Below are 16,855 nucleotides of genomic sequence, written 5' to 3'. Positions count from 1 at the left end.
ATTGTAGAGGCCCTACAAAATCCTACGGTTGGAGATCTCCGTCGGCCAGACGCCCCAGGATCAGCGCGATCCGCAGCGTGAAGGCCGAGCGTACGTCGGAGGGTGACCAACCGGTGACGTCAGTCACACGTCGCAGCCGGTAGCGCACGGTGTTGGGGTGCACGAAGAGCATCCGGGCGGCCCCTTCGAGGCTGCTGGCCTGCTCCAGATAGACGCTGAGCGTCTCCAGGAGCGCGGAGCCCGCTTCCTCCAGTGGTCTGTAGATCTCCTCCACCAACTGATCGCGCGCGGCGGGATCGCTCGCGATCGCGCGCTCCGGCAGGAGATCGTCCGCCAGGACGGGGCGCGGGGCGTCCTGCCAGGCGGCACAGGCCTTGAGCCCGGCGGCCGCGGCCTGCGCGGACCGGGTGGCGGCCAGCAGGTCGGGGACGATGGGCCCGGCGACGACGGGACCGGCCGCGTACGGGCCGATCAGACCCTTCGCGACCTGCAGAGGATTGTCGCTGCCGCCCGCGATGACGACAAGACGGTCGCCGAGCACACCGGTCAGGACCTGGAGCTTGGCGTGCCGGGCGGCGCGGCGGATGGCTTCGACGGTGAGCTCGCTGTCGCCGTCGGGCGCGGTGCCGAGGACCACGCAGACGTGCTCGGGGGAGTTCCAGCCGAGCGCGGCGGCCCTGCTCACCGCTCCCTCGTCGGCCTCTCCGGAGAGCACGGCGTTCACGACGAGCGACTCGAGGCGGGCGTCCCAGGCACCGCGTGCCTCGGCGGCCTGTGCGTAGACCTGCGCGGTGGCGAAGGCGATCTCCCGGGCGTAGACGAGGAGCGCCTCGCGCAGGATGGATTCGTCTCCGGGGGCCGCGACCTCGTCGATCGCGGACTCCATCACCTCGATCGTCGTACGCACCATCTCGACGGTCTGGCGCAGGGTGATCGCCCTGGTCAGCTCGCGCGGAGCGGTGCCGAAGACGTCGGTGGAGATGGCCTGGGGGGCGTCGGGCCGCCGGAACCACTCGGTGAAGGCGGCGATACCGGCCTGCGCCACCAGGCCGATCCAGGAGCGGTTCTCCGGGGGCATCGCCCGGTACCAGGAGAGCGTCTCGTCCATGCGCGCGATGGCCTGCGCCGCGAGGCTGCCGGCCGACTGCTCGAGGCGCTTCAGCGTGGCTGAGTGCGCGTGAGCCTTCCGGTGCGCGTCCTGACGGGCGGCCTCCTCGTGGCGCGCGGCTTCCTCGTGGGCTGCCTGATGGGCGTCCGGGCGGGCTTCGTTCGCAGAGGGTTCGGGCACGGGGACAAGACTGCCTTATCGGGACGGGGACGTGCGGTGCCGGGTCTACCGTGGGGTGTGTGATTGATGTACGGCGCTCCGGCGATCGGTACCGCGGCGGGGAGCCCGGTGCCGGTATCGAGACCTTCCACGCCTTCTCCTTCGGGCCGCACTACGACCCGGACAACCTCCGCTTCGGCGCGGTCCTGGCCTGCAACGAAGAGCGTCTCGCACCCGGCGCCGGCTTCGACGAACACCCGCACAGCCACACCGAGATCGTGACCTGGGTGGCGGAGGGCGAACTGACCCACCGCGACTCGACCGGGCACGAGTCGGTCGTGCGCCCCGGGGACGTCCAGCACCTGAGCGCGGCCGGCGGAGTCCGCCATGTGGAACGCAACGACGGCGATGACCCCTTGGTCTTCGTCCAGATGTGGCTGTCCCCTCTGACGCCTGGCGGCGACCCGGCCTACGAGCTCGTCCACGGCATCGCGGACTCGACGCCGTACGCGGTCCCCGCGGCGGGCGCACTCCTCCACGTCCGGCGCCTCGGCGCGGGCGAACGCACCGCGATCCCGGACGCCCCCTTCGCGTACGTCCACGTGGTGCGCGGCGAAGTCCAGCTGGGCGACGAGCGGTTGGCCACGGGAGACGCGGCACGGATCACGGGCGCGGAGGGCTTGGAGGCGGTGGCCGGGGGCGGGGGCGCGGTGGAGCTGCTGGTGTGGGAGATGGCTGGGTGAGTGCTGCTGTCGTGGGCAGGCGTGCCGCTGGGGCGGCACGGGTGGGCCCGGCGGCAGCACCATCCTGGCGGCAGCACCACCCCGCGAGGCCTCGCGCGCGGCCCTGCGTACGGCCCTCAGAGCTTGGCCGTACGGCGCTCGGAGCTCGGCGGTACGGCGCTCGGAGCTTGGCGGTACGGCGCTCAGAGCTTGGCGGTACGGCGCTCAGAGCTCGGCGAGCACCGCGTCGGTGAACGGAGGCCATGCCTCGACGGCCCACGGCCCGAACGCACGATCCGCCAGGGCGACACAGGCCGCCCCCGCGTCGGGATCGACCCAGAGGAACGTCCCGGCCTGCCCGAAGTGCCCGAACGTCCGAGGCGAGGACGAACTCCCCGTCCAGTGCGGCGACTTGGAGTCCCGAATCTCGAACCCGAGCCCCCAGTCGTTGGGGCTCTGATGCCCGTACCCGGGAAGCACACCCTTGAGCCCCGGATGCACCACGGACATCGCCTCGGCCACCGTCCGCGGATCGAGCAACCGCGGCCCCTGCACCTCGGCGGCGAACTTCACCAGGTCATCGACCGTCGACACCCCGTCCTTGGCGGGCGAGGCACCTCCGTCGAGCGAGGTGGCATCCATCCCCAACGGCTCCAGCACCGCCTGGCGCAGATACTCCCCGAACGGAATGTCCGTCGCCTTGGCGACATGATCCCCGAGCACCTCGAACCCCGCGTTCGAGTACAGCCGCCGCGTCCCGGCGGGCGCCGTCACCCGGTGCTCGTCGAACGCGAGCCCACTGGTGTGCGCCAGCAGGTGCCGCACGGTCGATCCCTCGGGCCCGGCGGGCTCGTCGAGCTCGATGGCCCCCTCTTCGTACGCCACGAGCACCGCGTACGCCGCCAGCGGCTTGGTGACCGAAGCGAGTGCGAAACGGTGCCCGGTGGGCCCGTGCGCCCCGACGACCGTGCCGTCCGCGCGGACGACGGCGGCGGCAGCGGTGGGGACCGGCCAGTTCTCGATCAACGCCAGGCTCTGCATACGTACGAGCGTAAGCGCCCTAGAGGCTCAGCCGCATCGAGGGGTCGGGCTTGCGCACGAAGCCGAGCGAGGCGTACAACGGCTCCGCCTCCGCGGATGCGTTGAGATCGACGCTCCCCGCACCCCGCTCCCGGAACCAGTCGAGGAGCACCTCCATGCAGGCCCGCGCATACCCGCGCCGTCGCTGACCGGGATCGGTGGCGACGCTGAACACACACCCCACCACGCCCCGCGGATTGCCCGCCCGCCCGATGCGGTACTCCAGCGTCCCCGCCACCAGCGCCGCGAGCTTCCCGGGGTCCCCGGGCCGGTCGACGACGAAGGCGGCGAAATCACCCTCCGGATCGGCCAGTTTCTCCCGCACGACAGGAAGGGACTCGGCATGCCAGCCGGTGTCGGACTCGGCGACGACCGTCGAACCGCTGGTGGTCGTCGAGCCGGAGACGACCGTCGAGCCGGAGACGACCGTTGAACCGGCGGCTGCCGTCGAGCCGGTGGCGAACACCGAGTCGATCATCACCTGCCGCAACCTGATCAGTTCTTCGGCATCGTCTGGCGTGGCGCGACGCACAACACTCATGATCTGCACCGTAGTCACCACACGAACCGGCGTCCCCCGATTTACCGAGGGTTTGTATCCGTCACATGTTTCCTCCCGGTTCTGCTTGCTTAGAGCGCACTCCAAGGTTCTAGCGTGGCGGTCATGACGGTGATGGAGACCGAGACCACCCGCACACAGGGCCCCGCGCAGGGCCTGACCGAAGCGACCCCCGGCACCGCCGGCGCGGGCGAGGGCGCCGCCGGCCCCGGCAGCGCCGACAGTGCCGACAGCGCCGACACCAAGGCGGACGCCTGCGCCTCGGCACCCACCGCGCACCCCCGCCCGAGCGGACAGGACCACTACACGATCAGCGAGGTCGTCGCCTTCATCGGCCTGACCGCGCACACCCTGCGCTGGTACGAGCGCATCGGCCTGATGCCACACATCGACCGCTCCCACACGGGCCAGCGCCGCTACCGCAACCGCGATCTGGACTGGCTCACCTTCGTCGGCAAGCTCCGCCTGACCGGCATGCCGGTGGCGGACATGGTCCGCTACGCCGAGCTGGTGCGCGAGGGCGACCACACCTTCGCCGAGCGCCACGAACTCCTGGAGCAGACCCGCCGCGACGTCCGCACCCGCATAACGGAGCTCCAGGACACGCTCGCCGTGCTTGACTACAAGATCAACTTTTACGCTGACGCCCGCCCGGCGTCGGAGAGGCACTGAAAACGATGACCGCAGAGACGCCCAAGACGCCTGAGACGCCCGAGACGTCCAAGCTGCCCGAGACTTCCGTGACGGCTGCGATTTCCGAGACGGCTACGACGACCGGCACCGCCGGGACCGGACGGACTCCCGCCCCGATCGCGAAGGTGCGGCTCGGGACGGCCGGCCCGGAAGTCGGCGTCCAGGGGCTTGGCTGCATGGGCATGAGCTTCGCCTACGGCCCCACTGACGCCGAGGAGGCCCGGGCGACCCTGGAGCGAGCCCTCGAACTGGGCGTCACCTTCTACGACACCGCCGACGCCTACGCCGCCGGTGAGAACGAGAAGTTCCTCTCCCCCTTCCTCAAGGCCCACCGCGACGAGGTCGTCCTCGCCACCAAGTTCGCCCTGTCCATCGACCCGAACGACTCGACCAAGCGGATCATCAACAACGACCCCGCCTACATCCGCGCCTGCATCGACGCCAGCCTCCAGCGCCTCGACGTGGACGTCATCGACCTCTATTACATGCACCGCCGCGACCCGGAGGTGCCGATCGAGGAGACGGTCGGCGTGATGGCCGAACTGGTCACCGCGGGCAAGGTCAAGCACCTGGGCCTCAGCGAGGTCACCGGCCCCGAACTCCGCGCCGCCCACGCCGTCCATCCCATCGCCGCCCTCCAGTCGGAGTGGTCGCTCTTCAGCCGTGACATCGAGCAGGGCGTGGTCCCCGCCGCAGCCGAACTCGGCGTCGCCCTCGTCCCCTACTCCCCGCTCGGCCGCGGCTTCCTCACCGGCTCCTTCGCCAGCGCCGACAAGGACCTCAGCGAGGGGGACTTCCGCCGCCAGCAGCCCCGCTTCACCGGCGACAACGCCGCCGCCAACGCGGCCCTCCTCGAACCCGTCCGCACCGTCGCCGAAGCCCACGGCGCGAGCCTCGGCCAGGTCGCCCTCGCCTGGGTCCAACAGCAGGCCCGGATTCACGGTCTGGCCGTCGTCCCCATCCCCGGCACCCGCAGGCGCACCCGCGTCGAGGAGAACACCGCGGCCACCCGCCTGGAACTCACCTCCTCCGAACTCGCCCTGCTGAACCCCGTCGCCGCCCAAGTCGCGGGCGACCGCTACGCCGACATGTCCTTCACCTCGGCGGGCCGCGAGTAGCGGACAGCCCGCCCCCCCCGGCCCTCGGCTCCCTGGCTCCCCTGGCTCCCCTGGCTCCCCTGGCTCCAGAGTGCGGGAGCGTGCTGGCCGCGAGTGCTGGTCGCGAGTAACAGGCAGCCGACTCCACAGGGTGGCGACCGCGGAGGGGATGGGGGCCGTGCCGCAACGGCCCCCTCCCCGCGCGGTCCTTCACGCCAGCCCCAGTGCGAAGACCGCGAACCCGGCCGCCAGGAGCCCGGCCAGCGCCCGGCGCGCATGCGTGGCCCGCTTCCACGGTGCCTCGAAGCCGCGGGCGTAGCGGCCTATCAGCAGCAGGAGCGCCCCGAAGACCGGGAGCCAGGCGACCCGGGCGGCTATCCAGCCCCAGGTGTCCGGGCCGGCCGTCAATCCTGGCACCGTGCCGCCGAGGAACGATCCGGGCACGGCCGCTGCGAGCATCGCCGTCTGGTGCCAGCACAGGATCGTCATCGCCGACAGGTTGATCACGACGACCGGCGCCCACAGAGCGGGCCTGCGCAGCAACTTGCCGATGCGCTCGCGCAACAGGATCGCCGCACCGCTCTGCGCGGCCGCCAGCGCCAGGACCAGCAGCGACGGCGGATGTGAATTGGTCCGGGCCTCACCCGGGACGCCGACCATCGATGTCGGGTAGTGGAAGACGAGCAACAGTGCGGCGAAGAGGGCCGTCCCTCCGACGAGCAGCAGCCACGCACCGCGCCCGCCCAGCCTCTTCTCGCCCCAGCTGACGCCCAATTGATAGGCGAACATCCAGCCGGGCAGCAGATTCAGCAGGCTCAGCCAGGACGGCATCGCGTCGCCGAACGGGCCGTAGCGAAGGAAGTCGACGACGGCGACCGCGCCGAGCAGCGGCGCCGCGGCCCAGGCGCCGAGCCGCTCGGCCGCCCTGATGCACCACGGAGTGAGTGCCGTGATCACCGCGTAGATCCCGACGAACCACAGGGGCTGTATCACCAGCGTGGATCCCGTGCGCAGCGTCGTGTCCGGCACCCCCATCGCGTACAGCACCGGGAGCAACACGGCCCAGACGGCCGTCACTCCGAGGACCGGACGGCCGAGACGTGTCACCCGGCCGCGAAGCCAGCGCCCCGTCGACTCCCCGCGTGCCGCCGCCCGGCGGTAGGACAGGACGGAGGCATAGCCGCCGACCAGGAAGAAGATGCCGAGCATCTGCAGCACCCAGCTGAGCGGCGCGAAGAAGCCGAACGAAGCGAGGGGACTGGCGTTGTGCAGTGCGCCGCCCGCGTCGAGCGTGAATCCGCCGAGCAGCCAGTGCCCGGTCGGCACGGCGAGCAGGGCGAGCGCACGCAGCCCGTCTATGGCCCGGTCCCGATGTGCGGGCGTCTTGGCGTTGATCGCCGACGCGGTCCTGCGCAGGGTGGTCAGTGGGGTGAGGCTCATGGCCGCTCTCCGATGGGGTGGGCGTCGGCGGCAGGTGAGCTTCCGTCGTTGCCGTCGTCCGATGTGCTGGGGGCAGTGGTCTTCGCGATGGCGGCGAAGGCCTGGAGGGAATCGGTGCCCGGGGCGAAGTAGCCGGTGTGGCCCTCGGCTCGCTCCGCGGGAACGCGTCGGGCGCCGAATCCCGGGTCGGCCGGGTCCTCGCCATGGCCGAGGCCGAACAGCTCGACGTTCGGCACGTCACCGATCCAGTCGCTGTCGTCCTTGGCCGCCCAGACGCGGGCGGAGGTGTGCAGATCGGCCACGCTGTCCGCACGCATACCGGGGGAGCCGAGCACCACCAGATCGGACGCCGTCAGCCGTGGTGCCGCAAGGCCGCACACCACCGAGCCGTAGCTGTGGCAGAACACCGCGGGGCGCGGGGCGCCGGATGCCGTCAGGCCCCGCACGAACCGCGCGAGCCGGGGCGCGCCCGCCTCCGCGAGCCGTCCCGTGGCCGCGTCGGGGCCGAGGCCGACCGGGGTGGTGTACCCCACCCAGGCGATCACCGCGGTGCCCTTGCCCGCCGTGGCGTGCAGGGAGCGTGCCATCCCGGCCGGTGTGCCGTACTCGTCCTTCGAGCGGTCGAAGGTGCTCAGATCGATGTCGGAGCCAGGCACGACGACGGACACGTGCTTCGCTCGCGCCAAGTCACCGTAGACCTCGGCCACTTGACCTCGGTCGCGCGGGTCGAAGGCGAGTATGTGCCGACCGGGACCGAGGAGCTCTTCGTAACGCGCGACGAGGGAGCGGGCCCGCTCGTGGTCCTGGAGGGTGAGGTCCGGGTCGGTCGCGCGGGCCTGCTCGCGGGCGCGCTCTGCTCTGAGGAAGCGGGAGTTGGCCTCGAACCGCAGGGCGGCCGGGGCGCCGTCCAGATTGCCGACGACCGAGGGGTGCCGCGTGACCAGCCGATGCTGCTGCGCCTCGCTCAACGAGCCGAAGAACGCGGCGACCCGGGCGGGGGTCGAGGTTGCCGGATCCGGCAACCGCACCCCCACCGTATGGTCCGCGCGCCAGGCCTGTGTGCCCGGTGGCGGGCCCGTGAGCGGCTGTTGTTCGTTGCCGACGGCCCAGCCGGTCGTACCCGCCACGATCGTGGTCGTGAGCGCCGCGGCGATCAACGTCCGCTTGCTGCGGGTCTTCCAGCTCCTGCGGGCTTCCCAAGAGCGAAGGCGCATGGCCCGTCTCCCTCCCCATCTCGTGGCACGCTCTGGCGTGACGAGGGGAAAAGTAGGGAGACGGTGCCCGGCGGCACCTCACACTGGAGAGCCAACTAGCAGGTGATACCGGGGTATGTGGAGCTCATACCGCGGTATGGGGGCCGAGGGCTCTACTGCTCTCCGGGCGTGATCAGTCCGGACTCATAGGCGAAGATCACGGCCTGTGCGCGGTCCCGCAGGTCCAACTTGGAGAGAACCTTGCCGATGTGGGTCTTCACCGTCTGCTCGGCGAGGACCAGCTGCTCGGCGATCTCCTGATTGGACAGGCCGCGTGCGATCAGCACCAGTACCTCGGTCTCACGCGGCGTCAGACCGTTCAGTCGCAGCGCCTGGTCATTGCGTGGCCGCTGCTTGACGAAGTCCGTGATCAGGCGACGCGTCACCGACGGGGCGAGCAGAGCGTCGCCGGCCGCCACCACACGCACCGCCGAGATCAGGTCTGCGGGCGGGGCGTCCTTGAGGAGGAAACCCGAGGCCCCGGCGCGCAGCGCCTCGTACACATAGTCGTCCACGTCGAAGGTGGTGAGCATCAGAACCTTCGGCACGTGCACCACGCCGGGTGGCGGCTCCAACAGGGCGCGGGCCGCCACGAGGCCGTCCATCTCCGGCATCCGGACGTCCATCAGGACGACATCGGGATGGGTGTTGCGGCTGACGTCGACACCGACCCTGCCGTTCGGTGCCTCGCCCACGACGTCGATGTCGCTCTGGGCCGCGAGGAGTGCGGCGAAGCCGGCCCGCACCATGTTCTGGTCATCGACGATGATCACGCGGATGGTCATGCGCTGCCGGATTCCTTTTTCAGGAGGGGTAGTTGGGCTGCTACACGGAAGCCGCCGTCGGGCAACGGCCCGGCGTCGACCGTGCCGCCGACCAACCGTACGCGTTCGCGCATGCCGACGAGTCCGTGACCTGTGCCGCTGTGCTCCAACGAGTCGGGTGTTTCGGTGGGCGGGCCGTTGACCACGAGGATCAGCAGGTGGTCCTCGTCCAGGGTCACGGTGATGGTGGTGCGCGCTCCCGGCGCGTGCCGCATCACGTTCGACAGGGCTTCCTGGACGATGCGGTACGCGGACAGGTCGACGGCCGGCGTGATGTCGGCCAGCTGTGTGAGCACCGAGAGTTCAGGACGTGACAGATCGATCGGTATGCCGGCGCGCACCGTCGCTTCCACGAGATGCGGCAGTCTGCTGAGGCCGGGCTGCGGTGACCGCTCGCCCGGCGTGTCCTCGCTGCGCAGCACCGCGAGCAGCCGTCGCATCTCGTTGAGGGATTCACGGGCACTGGCCGCGATGCTCCCGAACTCCTCGCGTGCCGCGTCCGGAAGGCCGTCGAGGCGGTAGGGAGCGGAGTCGGCCTGCACCGTGATCACCGACATGTGGTGGGCGACGACGTCGTGCAACTCTCGTGCGATGCGGGCCCGTTCCTCGAGGAGGGTGCGCTGGGCGCGCTCGGTCTCGCTGATGGTCTCCTGCTCGACGAGTCTGCGCTGTGCGTCGCCACGCTCGCGCAGCAGCGCGCCGAGCAGCAGCGCGCCACCGCTCAGCACGATCAGCAGCACGCTGGTGTCCTGGCTGCCCGCGTCGCGGAACGCACCGAGGACGAGGCTCACGACGACGGTGACCAGCCAGATGCCCAGCAGGGTGCGGCGGCTCTCGCGCAGGGACAGCAGGAGGCACACGACCACGTAACCCACGATGATCATGGCCGTCCAGGGGGCGGGCCGGTCGTCGCCCATGGACAGCGTCACGATCGCCCCGAGGACGTCGGCGACGATCATGATGCACCAGGCGGCCAACGGACGGCTGACCGCCAGCAGAAGCGGCGCGGCCTGGGCGACGCCCAAGGCGCCGGCCAGCCCGCCGTTCACGCCGTAGTCGTTCGTCAGTACCTGGGTGGTGACCGGGATGAGTGCCGCGACGAAGCCCAGCGCGGCGATCAAGGGCACCTGCCGCATCCAGCGCTTGGGCGCCCGGGCGAGAAGAGGCTCGGCCCGCCCTGCCGGCGTCGAGAGGAAGGCCCCAGCCCTGCCCAGCCCTTCGCGGACGCCCGCGGTCGCACGCCGAAGGGTGACCCCACGCCTGTCCGGCTCGGCGGCCGGTGGGCGGGGATCCTGGTCCGGTGGTGTCGATGCGCTGCTCATGGCCTGATCAGCGTAGGCATGAAGCACGCCGCGCGCCGTCGTACCGCGGAGCTGACCTTGACCTCATACCCGGGTACGAACCGTGCTTCCCCGCGATACCCAGGTATGCCCCGTGAGCCACGGCCATAGGCGGCGGCCAGGAGCCACGCCCCAGGAACCGCGCCCCAGGAGCCACGCCCCATGACCGTGACTTCGCAGGCGGCCCGGCAGGCCGCCGTGCCCCGCGGGCGGCGGCTCTCCCGCCCGCCCGGTCACAGCTCGGCCAGCAGCTCAGTCTTCTTCGTGGTGAATTCCTCGTCGGTGAGCAGACCCGCCTGGTGCAGCTCACCGAGGTGCCGGATGCGTTCCGCGATGTCCGCCGGGTCGCGGCGGATCACCGGGGTGCTCTCCGGGACCGTGCCGGGCGTCAGGGCCGGGCCCGATGCCCGGACCGCGGCGAGCACCGACGCCGCGAACGGCAGCGACTCGTGCACCGGGCCGTACCCGAGACCGAAGACGACGGCCGCGGGATCCTGGTCCGCCTGCGCGGGCTGGGCGATCGGGGTCTCACGGCGCAGCAGCCGCAGATGGCCCTCGAAGACCTCAGGAGAGCGCCACTCGACACCGCTCAGATCCGTGACCAGGAAACTCTGGTCGCCGGCTTTCCACTTCGCGGACGAAGCGCCCGTCCAGAACCACCGGAAGGCCACCGACTTGCCGTCGAAGGACGCCTTGCCGTCGTACGCCTTGAACTGCAGCGGCGTCTCAGGCGCGGCGACCAGGTAGCGGTCCGGAGGCCCGCAGTCGTCCTGGGTGAGCTGAGCCCGCAGCTCGTCCGCGTAGTACTCGGCGAGCGTCTCCCGCTCGGCGGGCAGCACGAGCCGATACGGGTCGCAGCCGTCCTTGAGCTGGCCCGCGGCCGCCTCCATCAGCGGATCCGCGCCCGGTCTCGGCACGGCGTGCAGGACGACCGTCCCTCGCTTGCCAGGAGTAAGTGTCACCGCCGCGATCGCCTCGTGGGGGATGCGGCGTTCGCCGAGCGCCTGAAGGAGCTTCGGCGTACGGATCCCCCGTTCGAAGCGGATGAGCACGGAGTCGGACTCGAACTCCCAGGCGGCATGAAATCCGGCCAGTACGTCACCCATGCGGCTCATCGTAGGCGGCACGCGCGCCTCCGTCCCTCCTGCGGCGTGCCGCTGTTTCGTCGATTTCTACGCGCGTCAGGCCACTGCCGTACCGGAAAATTCCTTCCGGCAGGTGTCATCCCCGCTCGCACACGCCACCGAGCGGTACGAACCGATGCCGATGTCGGCGAAGTTCCTGAGGCTCTCCGTGCCCGGCTCGAAATAGCCGGTGTGGCCGATCGCGCCGCGTGCGGAGAGCACTCGTGCACCGAAGTCCCGCGAGACGGGGTCGGCACCGTGGCCGAGCCCGCCGACCTCCATGTTTGGCACATCCTGGATCCAGTCGTCGCCGTCCCTGGTGGCCCAGATCCGGGCACCTGTGCCCAGCTGCGCCGCCGTGTCGGCGCGCATGCCGGGGCTGCCCGCGACCGCGATGTCGGAGACGCGGGAGGGGAGCTGTCGTGCCGCGACCCCACACACCACGGAGCCGTAGCTGTGGCAGTACAGCGCGACAGGTGAATGTCCCGGCAGTCCGCGCACCAATGAGTTGAGCCGGATCGCGCCGTCATCCGCGCGCATCGACGTGGCCGCGTCGACTCCCAGGCCGATGGGCGCGGTGTAGTCGGCCCAGGCGATCACGGCGGTACGCGCGCGTGGGCTCGCCGAGTGCTCCGCGCCGTACAGGGCCTTGGCCATGCCGACGGGCGCCGAGTACTTGCGGTTCGTCCGCTCGAAGGTCAGCAGGTTCGTGTCCACACCGGGCACCACGACCGAAACCCGGGAGGCCCGGTCGAGGTTTCCGAAGACCTCGGCTATACGACCCGACCCCATGGGATCGAAGGCCAGGACCTGCCGACCCGGGCGCATCATCACGCCGAAGCGCTTCATCCGGCGCTCCGCCTCCTGTTGCCCGAGAGGGGAGAGCCGGTTGTCGTGCATGCGCTGTCGCTCGGTCTTGCGTGCCTGGTCCAGGGCGATGCGGTTCGCGCTGTATCGCAGCTCTACGGGGGCACCGTTCATGTTGCCGACCGCAAGGGGATAGCGGGTGGCGAGTCGGGTGCGCTGGTGGGCGTTGAGCGAGGCGAAGAAGTGCGCGAGCTTTCCGGCCGGGGCACTGGCGTCGGGCAGGTCACGCCCGTTGATGTGCCCGCGATCCCAGGCGGAGAGCGATGCGGCGAGCGGCGATGCGGCGTCCTTGTGGTGGCGTACCGCAGTCCAGCCCGTGGTCGCGAGCATGACGAACACGACGGCGAGCGCAAGCAGTGCGCGCCAGGCGCTGAGTTGAGGGGAGGAGTCGAAGGAAGTCACTACGGAACACCCTAGGAGAATCGTGATGCCTACCGTGCACCGGGTGAGGCAGATCACGTTTCCTGTGGGGTAATTGAGGCATAGCGGGCGCACTTTGAGCACTTTCGTCACGCTCCGTAGGTGGCGCATGTGCGCAGCGCACCCGGGCGCACCACTACTGACGGTGCATCAATCCGTCACTCAACGTGTTGATTTGTTCGATGTGCAGATCCAGCTCGTATGTGACGTGGAGTGCGCGCGTTGTCACTGTTTGCGCCAGTTCTCTGCCAACGCGGGCCCCAAATGGTCGAGATATGTCTCGGTGATCGCGCGAATCGACTCCACGCTCGAGTCCTCGCCGGCGCCCCACAGTCGCCCGGTCACGCGCATCACTCCGCTGAAGGCGGCCACCACCACGCGCGGTCGCGGGTCCGTCTCCAGGTCGAGTCCCTCACGCTCAGCGATCACGCGTGCGATCTCCTCCTCCATCTCGATGGAGCGGCGCAGGTGTGCGGCGAGCAAGGAGGGGGTGGACTCGATCATCTGGTAGGTCCGCATGTGGAGTTCGACCGGGACGACTTCCTCGATGGACCGGCCCAGCGCGTCCCAGGCGCCGATGACGGCCCCGCGCAGGGCCACGAACGGCGCTTCGTCGGCGGGGCGTTCGCGCAGCGCCTCGACGAACCGCTGCTCCACCATCTCCTGCACGGCGAAGGCGGTCTCCTGCTTGTTGGTGAAGTACCGGAAGAACGTGCGCTGGGAGACGTCGACGGCTTCGGCGATCTCGTCGACCGTCGTCTCCTCGAACCCCTTGGTCGTGAAGAGCTCGAGCGCCGCGCGCAGGAGGGCGTCACGAGTGCGCTGCTTCTTGCGCTCGCGCAGTCCGGGCCGGACGGGCTCGTCGGAGGTGTCTTCGGAGACCTCTGCCCGCGGTTTCGCGGGGTCCGCCGCTCGCTGCTCGGTCCTCACGTCATGGCCCTCTTTTCACCGGTTTGACCAGCTCACCATACCTGTGAGCTACGTGACAGTTACCGACTTGTGAAATGGTTTGTCAACTGTCAGCGACTGACACTAGCCTCGAACGCATGACTAGTCAGATCACCGTCGACAAGGCGGACAAGGCGCCGGAGCCGTCGTCCGCTCCGGCCCCGGCCAAGAGGCTCCGTGGCCACCCTTGGCTGACGCTCTTCTCCGTCGCGATCGGCGTGATGATGGTCGCCCTGGACGGCACCATCGTGGCGATCGCCAACCCGGCCATCGCGAAGGACCTCGGCACCACGATGGCCGGTGTCCAGTGGATCACCAACGGCTACCTTCTCGCGCTCGCCGTCGCGCTGATCACCGCGGGCAAGCTCGGTGACCGGTTCGGCCACCGGCAGACCTTCCTGATAGGCGTGGCGGGCTTCGCCGTGGCCTCCGGTGCCATCGGGTTCTCCGGCAGCGTCGGCCTGGTGGTCGCCTTCCGCGTGCTCCAGGGCCTCTTCGGAGCCCTCCTGATGCCGGCCGCGCTGGGCCTGCTGCGCGCCACCTTCCCCGCCGAGAAGCTGAACATGGCGATCGGTATCTGGGGCATGGTCATCGGCGCGTCGACCGCCGGTGGCCCCATCGTCGGCGGTCTGCTCGTCGAGCACGTCAGCTGGCAGTCGGTGTTCTTCATCAACGTGCCCGTCGGCGTCATCGCTCTCGTCCTCGGCCTCGTGATCCTCAAGGACCACCGCGCGGAGAACGCGCCGAAGTCCTTCGACATCCCCGGCATCGTCCTGCTGTCGGGCGGCATGTTCGCGCTGATCCTGGCCCTCATCAAGGGCTCGGAATGGGGCTGGGGCGGTTCCAGGACGCTGCTCTTCCTCGCGGGCGCGGTGGTTCTCTTCGTGCTCTTCGCCTTCTGGGAGACGAAGGTCAAGGAGCCGCTCATCCCGCTGGGCATGTTCAGGTCCGTCCCGCTGTCCGCGGGCACGGTCCTGATGGTGCTGATGGCCTTCGCCTTCATGGGCGGGCTCTTCTTCGTCACGTTCTACCTCCAGAACGTGCATGGGATGAGCCCGGTCGACAGCGGGCTGCACCTCCTGCCGCTGACGGCCATGATGATCGTGGCCTCGCCGATCGCCGGTGCGCTCATCACCAAGTTCGGCCCGCGTGTCCCGCTCGTCGGCGGCATGGTGGCCACCGCCATCGCGATGTTCGGCATGTCCACGATGACGACGGACACCGCGACGCTGCCGATGTCGCTCTGGCTCGGCCTGCTGGGCCTTGGTCTCGCGCCCGTGATGGTGGGAGCCACCGAGGTCATCGTCGGCAACGCCCCGCTGGAGCTGTCCGGTGTGGCGGGCGGTCTCCAGCAGGCCGGCATGCAGGTCGGCGGCGCTCTCGGCACGGCGGTGCTCGGCGCGGTGATGGCGGCCCGGGTCGACAACGAGCTTCCCGCGAACTGGGCGGACGCCAAGCTTCCGCCCATGACGCCGGAACAGGCCGACCAGGCGTCCGCCGTCATCGAGATGGGCGGGGCCCCGGTCCCGCCGAAGGCGCCGGAGCCGGTCGCCGAGGCGATCACCTCGGTCGCGCACGACACGTTCGTGTCCGGCATGGGCCTGGCCTTCACCGTCGCCGGTGTCGTCGCGGTCGTCGCGGCGCTGGTCGCCACGTTGACCAAGCGGGGCGCCAACGCCGAATCGGGCGCCGGAGTCGGACACATCTAGCCGGAGGCGCTCCGGGCGTACGGGAGACATTTCAGGACGTATTGAACGCGTACGTCGAGCGAGCATCTGCCTGGCGCGCACGCATCCGCGCACGCATCAGGGAAAGCCCCTCAGGGTCCAACTGGGGGGCTTTCGCCTATCTGGGTGACGCACATCCGTACCCCTTCCGACGGGGCTAGCGAGTCGGTCACAGTTCTGACAAGTGATCGACACGACACGGGAGTTGAAGCAGATGCGTACGACCATGCCCACGACCTTCGCCGCGGCCGCGCTCGCCACGGTGATCCTGGCCCCCGCACAGGCTGGTGCCACGACACCGCCCACACAGGCCGACCTCGCGACGCCCGCGAAGCACAGCGGGGCCGCCGCGCCGCCCACCCTCGCCGGTTGCGGGCCTGGGGAGCTCTGCCTATGGGGAAAGGCGAAGTTCAAAGGCGCCCGACAGGCGTATGAGCTGTCCGAGATCGACATCGAGAGCTGTGTAGCGCTGCCGGAGGGGGGCAGCGCTCAAGCCCTCGCCAACCGCACGGGCCGACCGGTCACCACGTATCAGTCCGCGGAGTGCGCGGAGACCGGCGAGTTCGACACCTATCCAGGGGGTGGCACCTGGGTCCCCGAATCGCCCTATCGGGTAAGGGCGTTCAAGGTCTGGGAGAACTGACCGGAGGCACGGGAGGGCCATCCTCGGCCGACGCCGGCCGCGGCACCCCGGCCGACAGCGCCGTCACCTGAGCCCGCAGCGCTCGCACCTCCGTCGTCAGCGCCTCGATCGCCGCCGTCTGGCGCCGCTCCTCGACGTCGTCCCGGTCGAAGCGCGAGATGAACCAGGCCGCGATATTGGCGGTGACCACACCAAGAAGCGCGATGCCCGACAGCATCAGGCCGACCGCGAGTATGCGGCCGAGCCCGGTCGTCGGCGCGTGATCGCCGTAGCCGACGGTGGTCATCGTGGTGAAGGACCACCACACCGCGTCGCCAAGGGTCTTGATGTTGCCGTTCGGCGACTCCCGCTCCACCGAGAGGACAGCCAGTGAACCGAACATGAGAAGGCCCACGACGGCCCCGGCGACATAGGTCGTCAGCTGAATCTGGGAAGCCATCCGGGCCCGGCGGCCGACCAGCAGCAGAGTCGAGACGAGCCGCAGCAACCGCAGCGGCTGCAGCATCGGGAGGAGGACGGCGCAGAGGTCGAGCCAGTGCGAGCGGACGAACTGCTTGCGGTGGTCGGTGAGGTAGAGGCGTACGAGGTAGTCGACGGCGAACGAACCCCAGACGATCCACTCCACCACCGTGCAGGTGGTCGCGACGCTCTTGCTCGCGTCGGGCACCACGATGGGCACGGCGTAGGCGACGGCGAAGGCCACCGCGAGCACGAGGAGCGGACGTTGGGTACGTCGCTCCCAGCGGAGCTGTGCCGGTTGGTGCTTTATGGGCGCTTCCATGCGCGCATCGTAGGAAACGCCGGAGGGCGGCGGGAGCCACCGCCCCACCGCCCTCCGAACGACCTACGTG

The 16,855-nt window shown here is 70.0% G+C and carries 15 protein-coding genes and 1 pseudogene; 5 read left to right on the top strand and 11 right to left on the bottom strand.

Features of this window, described 5'->3' with window-relative positions; genetic code table 11:
• Positions 1-22 precede the first annotated feature (22 nt).
• Positions 23-1,162, bottom strand: a complete 1,140-nt coding sequence (gene fasR / locus ACZ6ZP_RS03500) for a fatty acid biosynthesis transcriptional regulator FasR (RefSeq protein WP_351160696.1) — start codon at positions 1,160-1,162, stop codon at positions 23-25.
• Between the two features lie 185 nt (positions 1,163-1,347).
• On the opposite strand from fasR, the gene ACZ6ZP_RS03495 reads away from it, so the two are divergent.
• A complete protein-coding gene (locus ACZ6ZP_RS03495; protein WP_361462619.1) occupies positions 1,348-2,010 on the top strand; it encodes a pirin family protein in 663 nt (220 codons plus the stop codon).
• A 204-nt stretch (positions 2,011-2,214) separates the two neighbouring features.
• On the opposite strand, the gene ACZ6ZP_RS03490 is transcribed toward ACZ6ZP_RS03495, so the two are convergent.
• Together ACZ6ZP_RS03490 and ACZ6ZP_RS03485 are read right to left on the bottom strand one after the other, a co-directional pair.
• Positions 2,215-3,030 carry a serine hydrolase domain-containing protein gene (locus ACZ6ZP_RS03490; RefSeq protein WP_351160056.1) on the bottom strand — a complete coding sequence of 272 codons (816 nt, stop codon included), beginning with the start codon at positions 3,028-3,030 and terminating at the stop codon, positions 2,215-2,217.
• A gap of 19 nt (positions 3,031-3,049) precedes the next feature.
• On the bottom strand, positions 3,050-3,610 hold the full coding sequence (locus ACZ6ZP_RS03485) for a GNAT family N-acetyltransferase (protein ID WP_469405385.1): 561 nt from the start codon (positions 3,608-3,610) through the stop codon (positions 3,050-3,052).
• Between the two features lie 123 nt (positions 3,611-3,733).
• Between ACZ6ZP_RS03485 and ACZ6ZP_RS03480 the strand changes: the two genes are divergently transcribed.
• Together ACZ6ZP_RS03480 and ACZ6ZP_RS03475 are read left to right on the top strand one after the other, a co-directional pair.
• The gene (locus ACZ6ZP_RS03480; protein ID WP_469405383.1) at positions 3,734-4,300 is read left to right on the top strand and encodes a MerR family transcriptional regulator; all 567 of its coding nucleotides are present in this window, start codon (positions 3,734-3,736) and stop codon (positions 4,298-4,300) included.
• Positions 4,301-4,497: 197 nt separating this feature from the next.
• Positions 4,498-5,439 carry an aldo/keto reductase gene (locus tag ACZ6ZP_RS03475; protein ID WP_351160694.1) on the top strand — a complete coding sequence of 314 codons (942 nt, stop codon included), beginning with the start codon at positions 4,498-4,500 and terminating at the stop codon, positions 5,437-5,439.
• 189 nt (positions 5,440-5,628) lie between these two features.
• On the opposite strand, the gene ACZ6ZP_RS03470 is transcribed toward ACZ6ZP_RS03475, so the two are convergent.
• The 7 genes from ACZ6ZP_RS03470 to ACZ6ZP_RS03440 form a co-directional block, all read right to left on the bottom strand.
• Positions 5,629-6,858, bottom strand: a complete 1,230-nt coding sequence (locus ACZ6ZP_RS03470; RefSeq protein WP_469405382.1) for an acyltransferase family protein — start codon at positions 6,856-6,858, stop codon at positions 5,629-5,631.
• Positions 6,855-8,072: an alpha/beta hydrolase gene (locus tag ACZ6ZP_RS03465; RefSeq protein WP_469405380.1), complete on the bottom strand. Its 1,218-nt coding sequence runs from the start codon at positions 8,070-8,072 to the stop codon at positions 6,855-6,857. The genes ACZ6ZP_RS03470 and ACZ6ZP_RS03465 overlap by 4 nt, the downstream gene beginning before the upstream one ends.
• Before the next feature lie 152 nt (positions 8,073-8,224).
• Positions 8,225-8,896: a response regulator gene (locus ACZ6ZP_RS03460; protein ID WP_399975036.1), complete on the bottom strand. Its 672-nt coding sequence runs from the start codon at positions 8,894-8,896 to the stop codon at positions 8,225-8,227.
• Complete coding sequence (locus tag ACZ6ZP_RS03455; RefSeq protein ID WP_469405377.1) at positions 8,893-10,257, bottom strand: sensor histidine kinase; 1,365 nt, start codon at positions 10,255-10,257, stop codon at positions 8,893-8,895. Before ACZ6ZP_RS03455 ends, ACZ6ZP_RS03460 begins: the two co-directional genes overlap by 4 nt.
• A 251-nt stretch (positions 10,258-10,508) precedes the next feature.
• Positions 10,509-11,390 (bottom strand): DUF4429 domain-containing protein, encoded by an 882-nt coding sequence (locus ACZ6ZP_RS03450; protein ID WP_361462942.1) that lies wholly within the window; start codon positions 11,388-11,390, stop codon positions 10,509-10,511.
• Positions 11,391-11,456: 66 nt separating this feature from the next.
• Entirely contained in the window at positions 11,457-12,668 is a 1,212-nt protein-coding gene (locus ACZ6ZP_RS03445) for an alpha/beta hydrolase (RefSeq protein ID WP_469405376.1), read from the bottom strand.
• A gap of 243 nt (positions 12,669-12,911) precedes the next feature.
• A complete protein-coding gene (locus tag ACZ6ZP_RS03440; RefSeq protein WP_351160688.1) occupies positions 12,912-13,529 on the bottom strand; it encodes a TetR family transcriptional regulator in 618 nt (205 codons plus the stop codon).
• A 203-nt stretch (positions 13,530-13,732) separates the two neighbouring features.
• On the opposite strand from ACZ6ZP_RS03440, the pseudogene ACZ6ZP_RS03435 reads away from it, so the two are divergent.
• Positions 13,733-15,362 (top strand): annotated as a pseudogene (locus ACZ6ZP_RS03435) (MFS transporter); the annotation flags it as partial.
• Positions 15,363-15,587: 225 nt separating this feature from the next.
• Entirely contained in the window at positions 15,588-16,004 is a 417-nt protein-coding gene (locus ACZ6ZP_RS03430; protein WP_383818936.1) for a peptidase inhibitor family I36 protein, read from the top strand.
• Here the strand turns inward: ACZ6ZP_RS03430 and ACZ6ZP_RS03425 are convergent.
• Positions 15,985-16,785, bottom strand: coding sequence for a potassium channel family protein (locus ACZ6ZP_RS03425; RefSeq protein WP_351160029.1), 801 nt, complete (start codon positions 16,783-16,785; stop codon positions 15,985-15,987). The genes ACZ6ZP_RS03430 and ACZ6ZP_RS03425 overlap by 20 nt on opposite strands.
• Between the last annotated feature and the right edge of the window lie 70 nt (positions 16,786-16,855).

Source organism: Streptomyces sp. NPDC054047 (genome assembly GCF_055585065.1).
Note: the sequence above shows the minus strand (reverse complement) of the source record. Positions and strands in the feature narration are given on the sequence as shown.

Excerpts from the sequence above, each read along its gene's own strand:
- ACZ6ZP_RS03490 (WP_351160056.1), bottom strand. The coding sequence starts at position 3,030 with ATGCAGAGCCTGGCGTTGATCGAGAACTGGCCGGTCCCCACCGCTGCC.
- ACZ6ZP_RS03485 (WP_469405385.1), bottom strand. The coding sequence starts at position 3,610 with ATGAGTGTTGTGCGTCGCGCCACGCCAGACGATGCCGAAGAACTGATC.
- ACZ6ZP_RS03480 (WP_469405383.1), top strand. The coding sequence starts at position 3,734 with ATGACGGTGATGGAGACCGAGACCACCCGCACACAGGGCCCCGCGCAG.
- ACZ6ZP_RS03475 (WP_351160694.1), top strand. The coding sequence starts at position 4,498 with ATGGGCATGAGCTTCGCCTACGGCCCCACTGACGCCGAGGAGGCCCGG.
- ACZ6ZP_RS03470 (WP_469405382.1), bottom strand. The coding sequence starts at position 6,858 with ATGAGCCTCACCCCACTGACCACCCTGCGCAGGACCGCGTCGGCGATC.
- ACZ6ZP_RS03465 (WP_469405380.1), bottom strand. The coding sequence starts at position 8,072 with ATGCGCCTTCGCTCTTGGGAAGCCCGCAGGAGCTGGAAGACCCGCAGC.
- ACZ6ZP_RS03460 (WP_399975036.1), bottom strand. The coding sequence starts at position 8,896 with ATGACCATCCGCGTGATCATCGTCGATGACCAGAACATGGTGCGGGCC.
- ACZ6ZP_RS03455 (WP_469405377.1), bottom strand. The coding sequence starts at position 10,257 with ATGAGCAGCGCATCGACACCACCGGACCAGGATCCCCGCCCACCGGCC.
- ACZ6ZP_RS03450 (WP_361462942.1), bottom strand. The coding sequence starts at position 11,390 with ATGAGCCGCATGGGTGACGTACTGGCCGGATTTCATGCCGCCTGGGAG.
- ACZ6ZP_RS03430 (WP_383818936.1), top strand. The coding sequence starts at position 15,588 with ATGCCCACGACCTTCGCCGCGGCCGCGCTCGCCACGGTGATCCTGGCC.
- ACZ6ZP_RS03425 (WP_351160029.1), bottom strand. The coding sequence starts at position 16,785 with ATGGAAGCGCCCATAAAGCACCAACCGGCACAGCTCCGCTGGGAGCGA.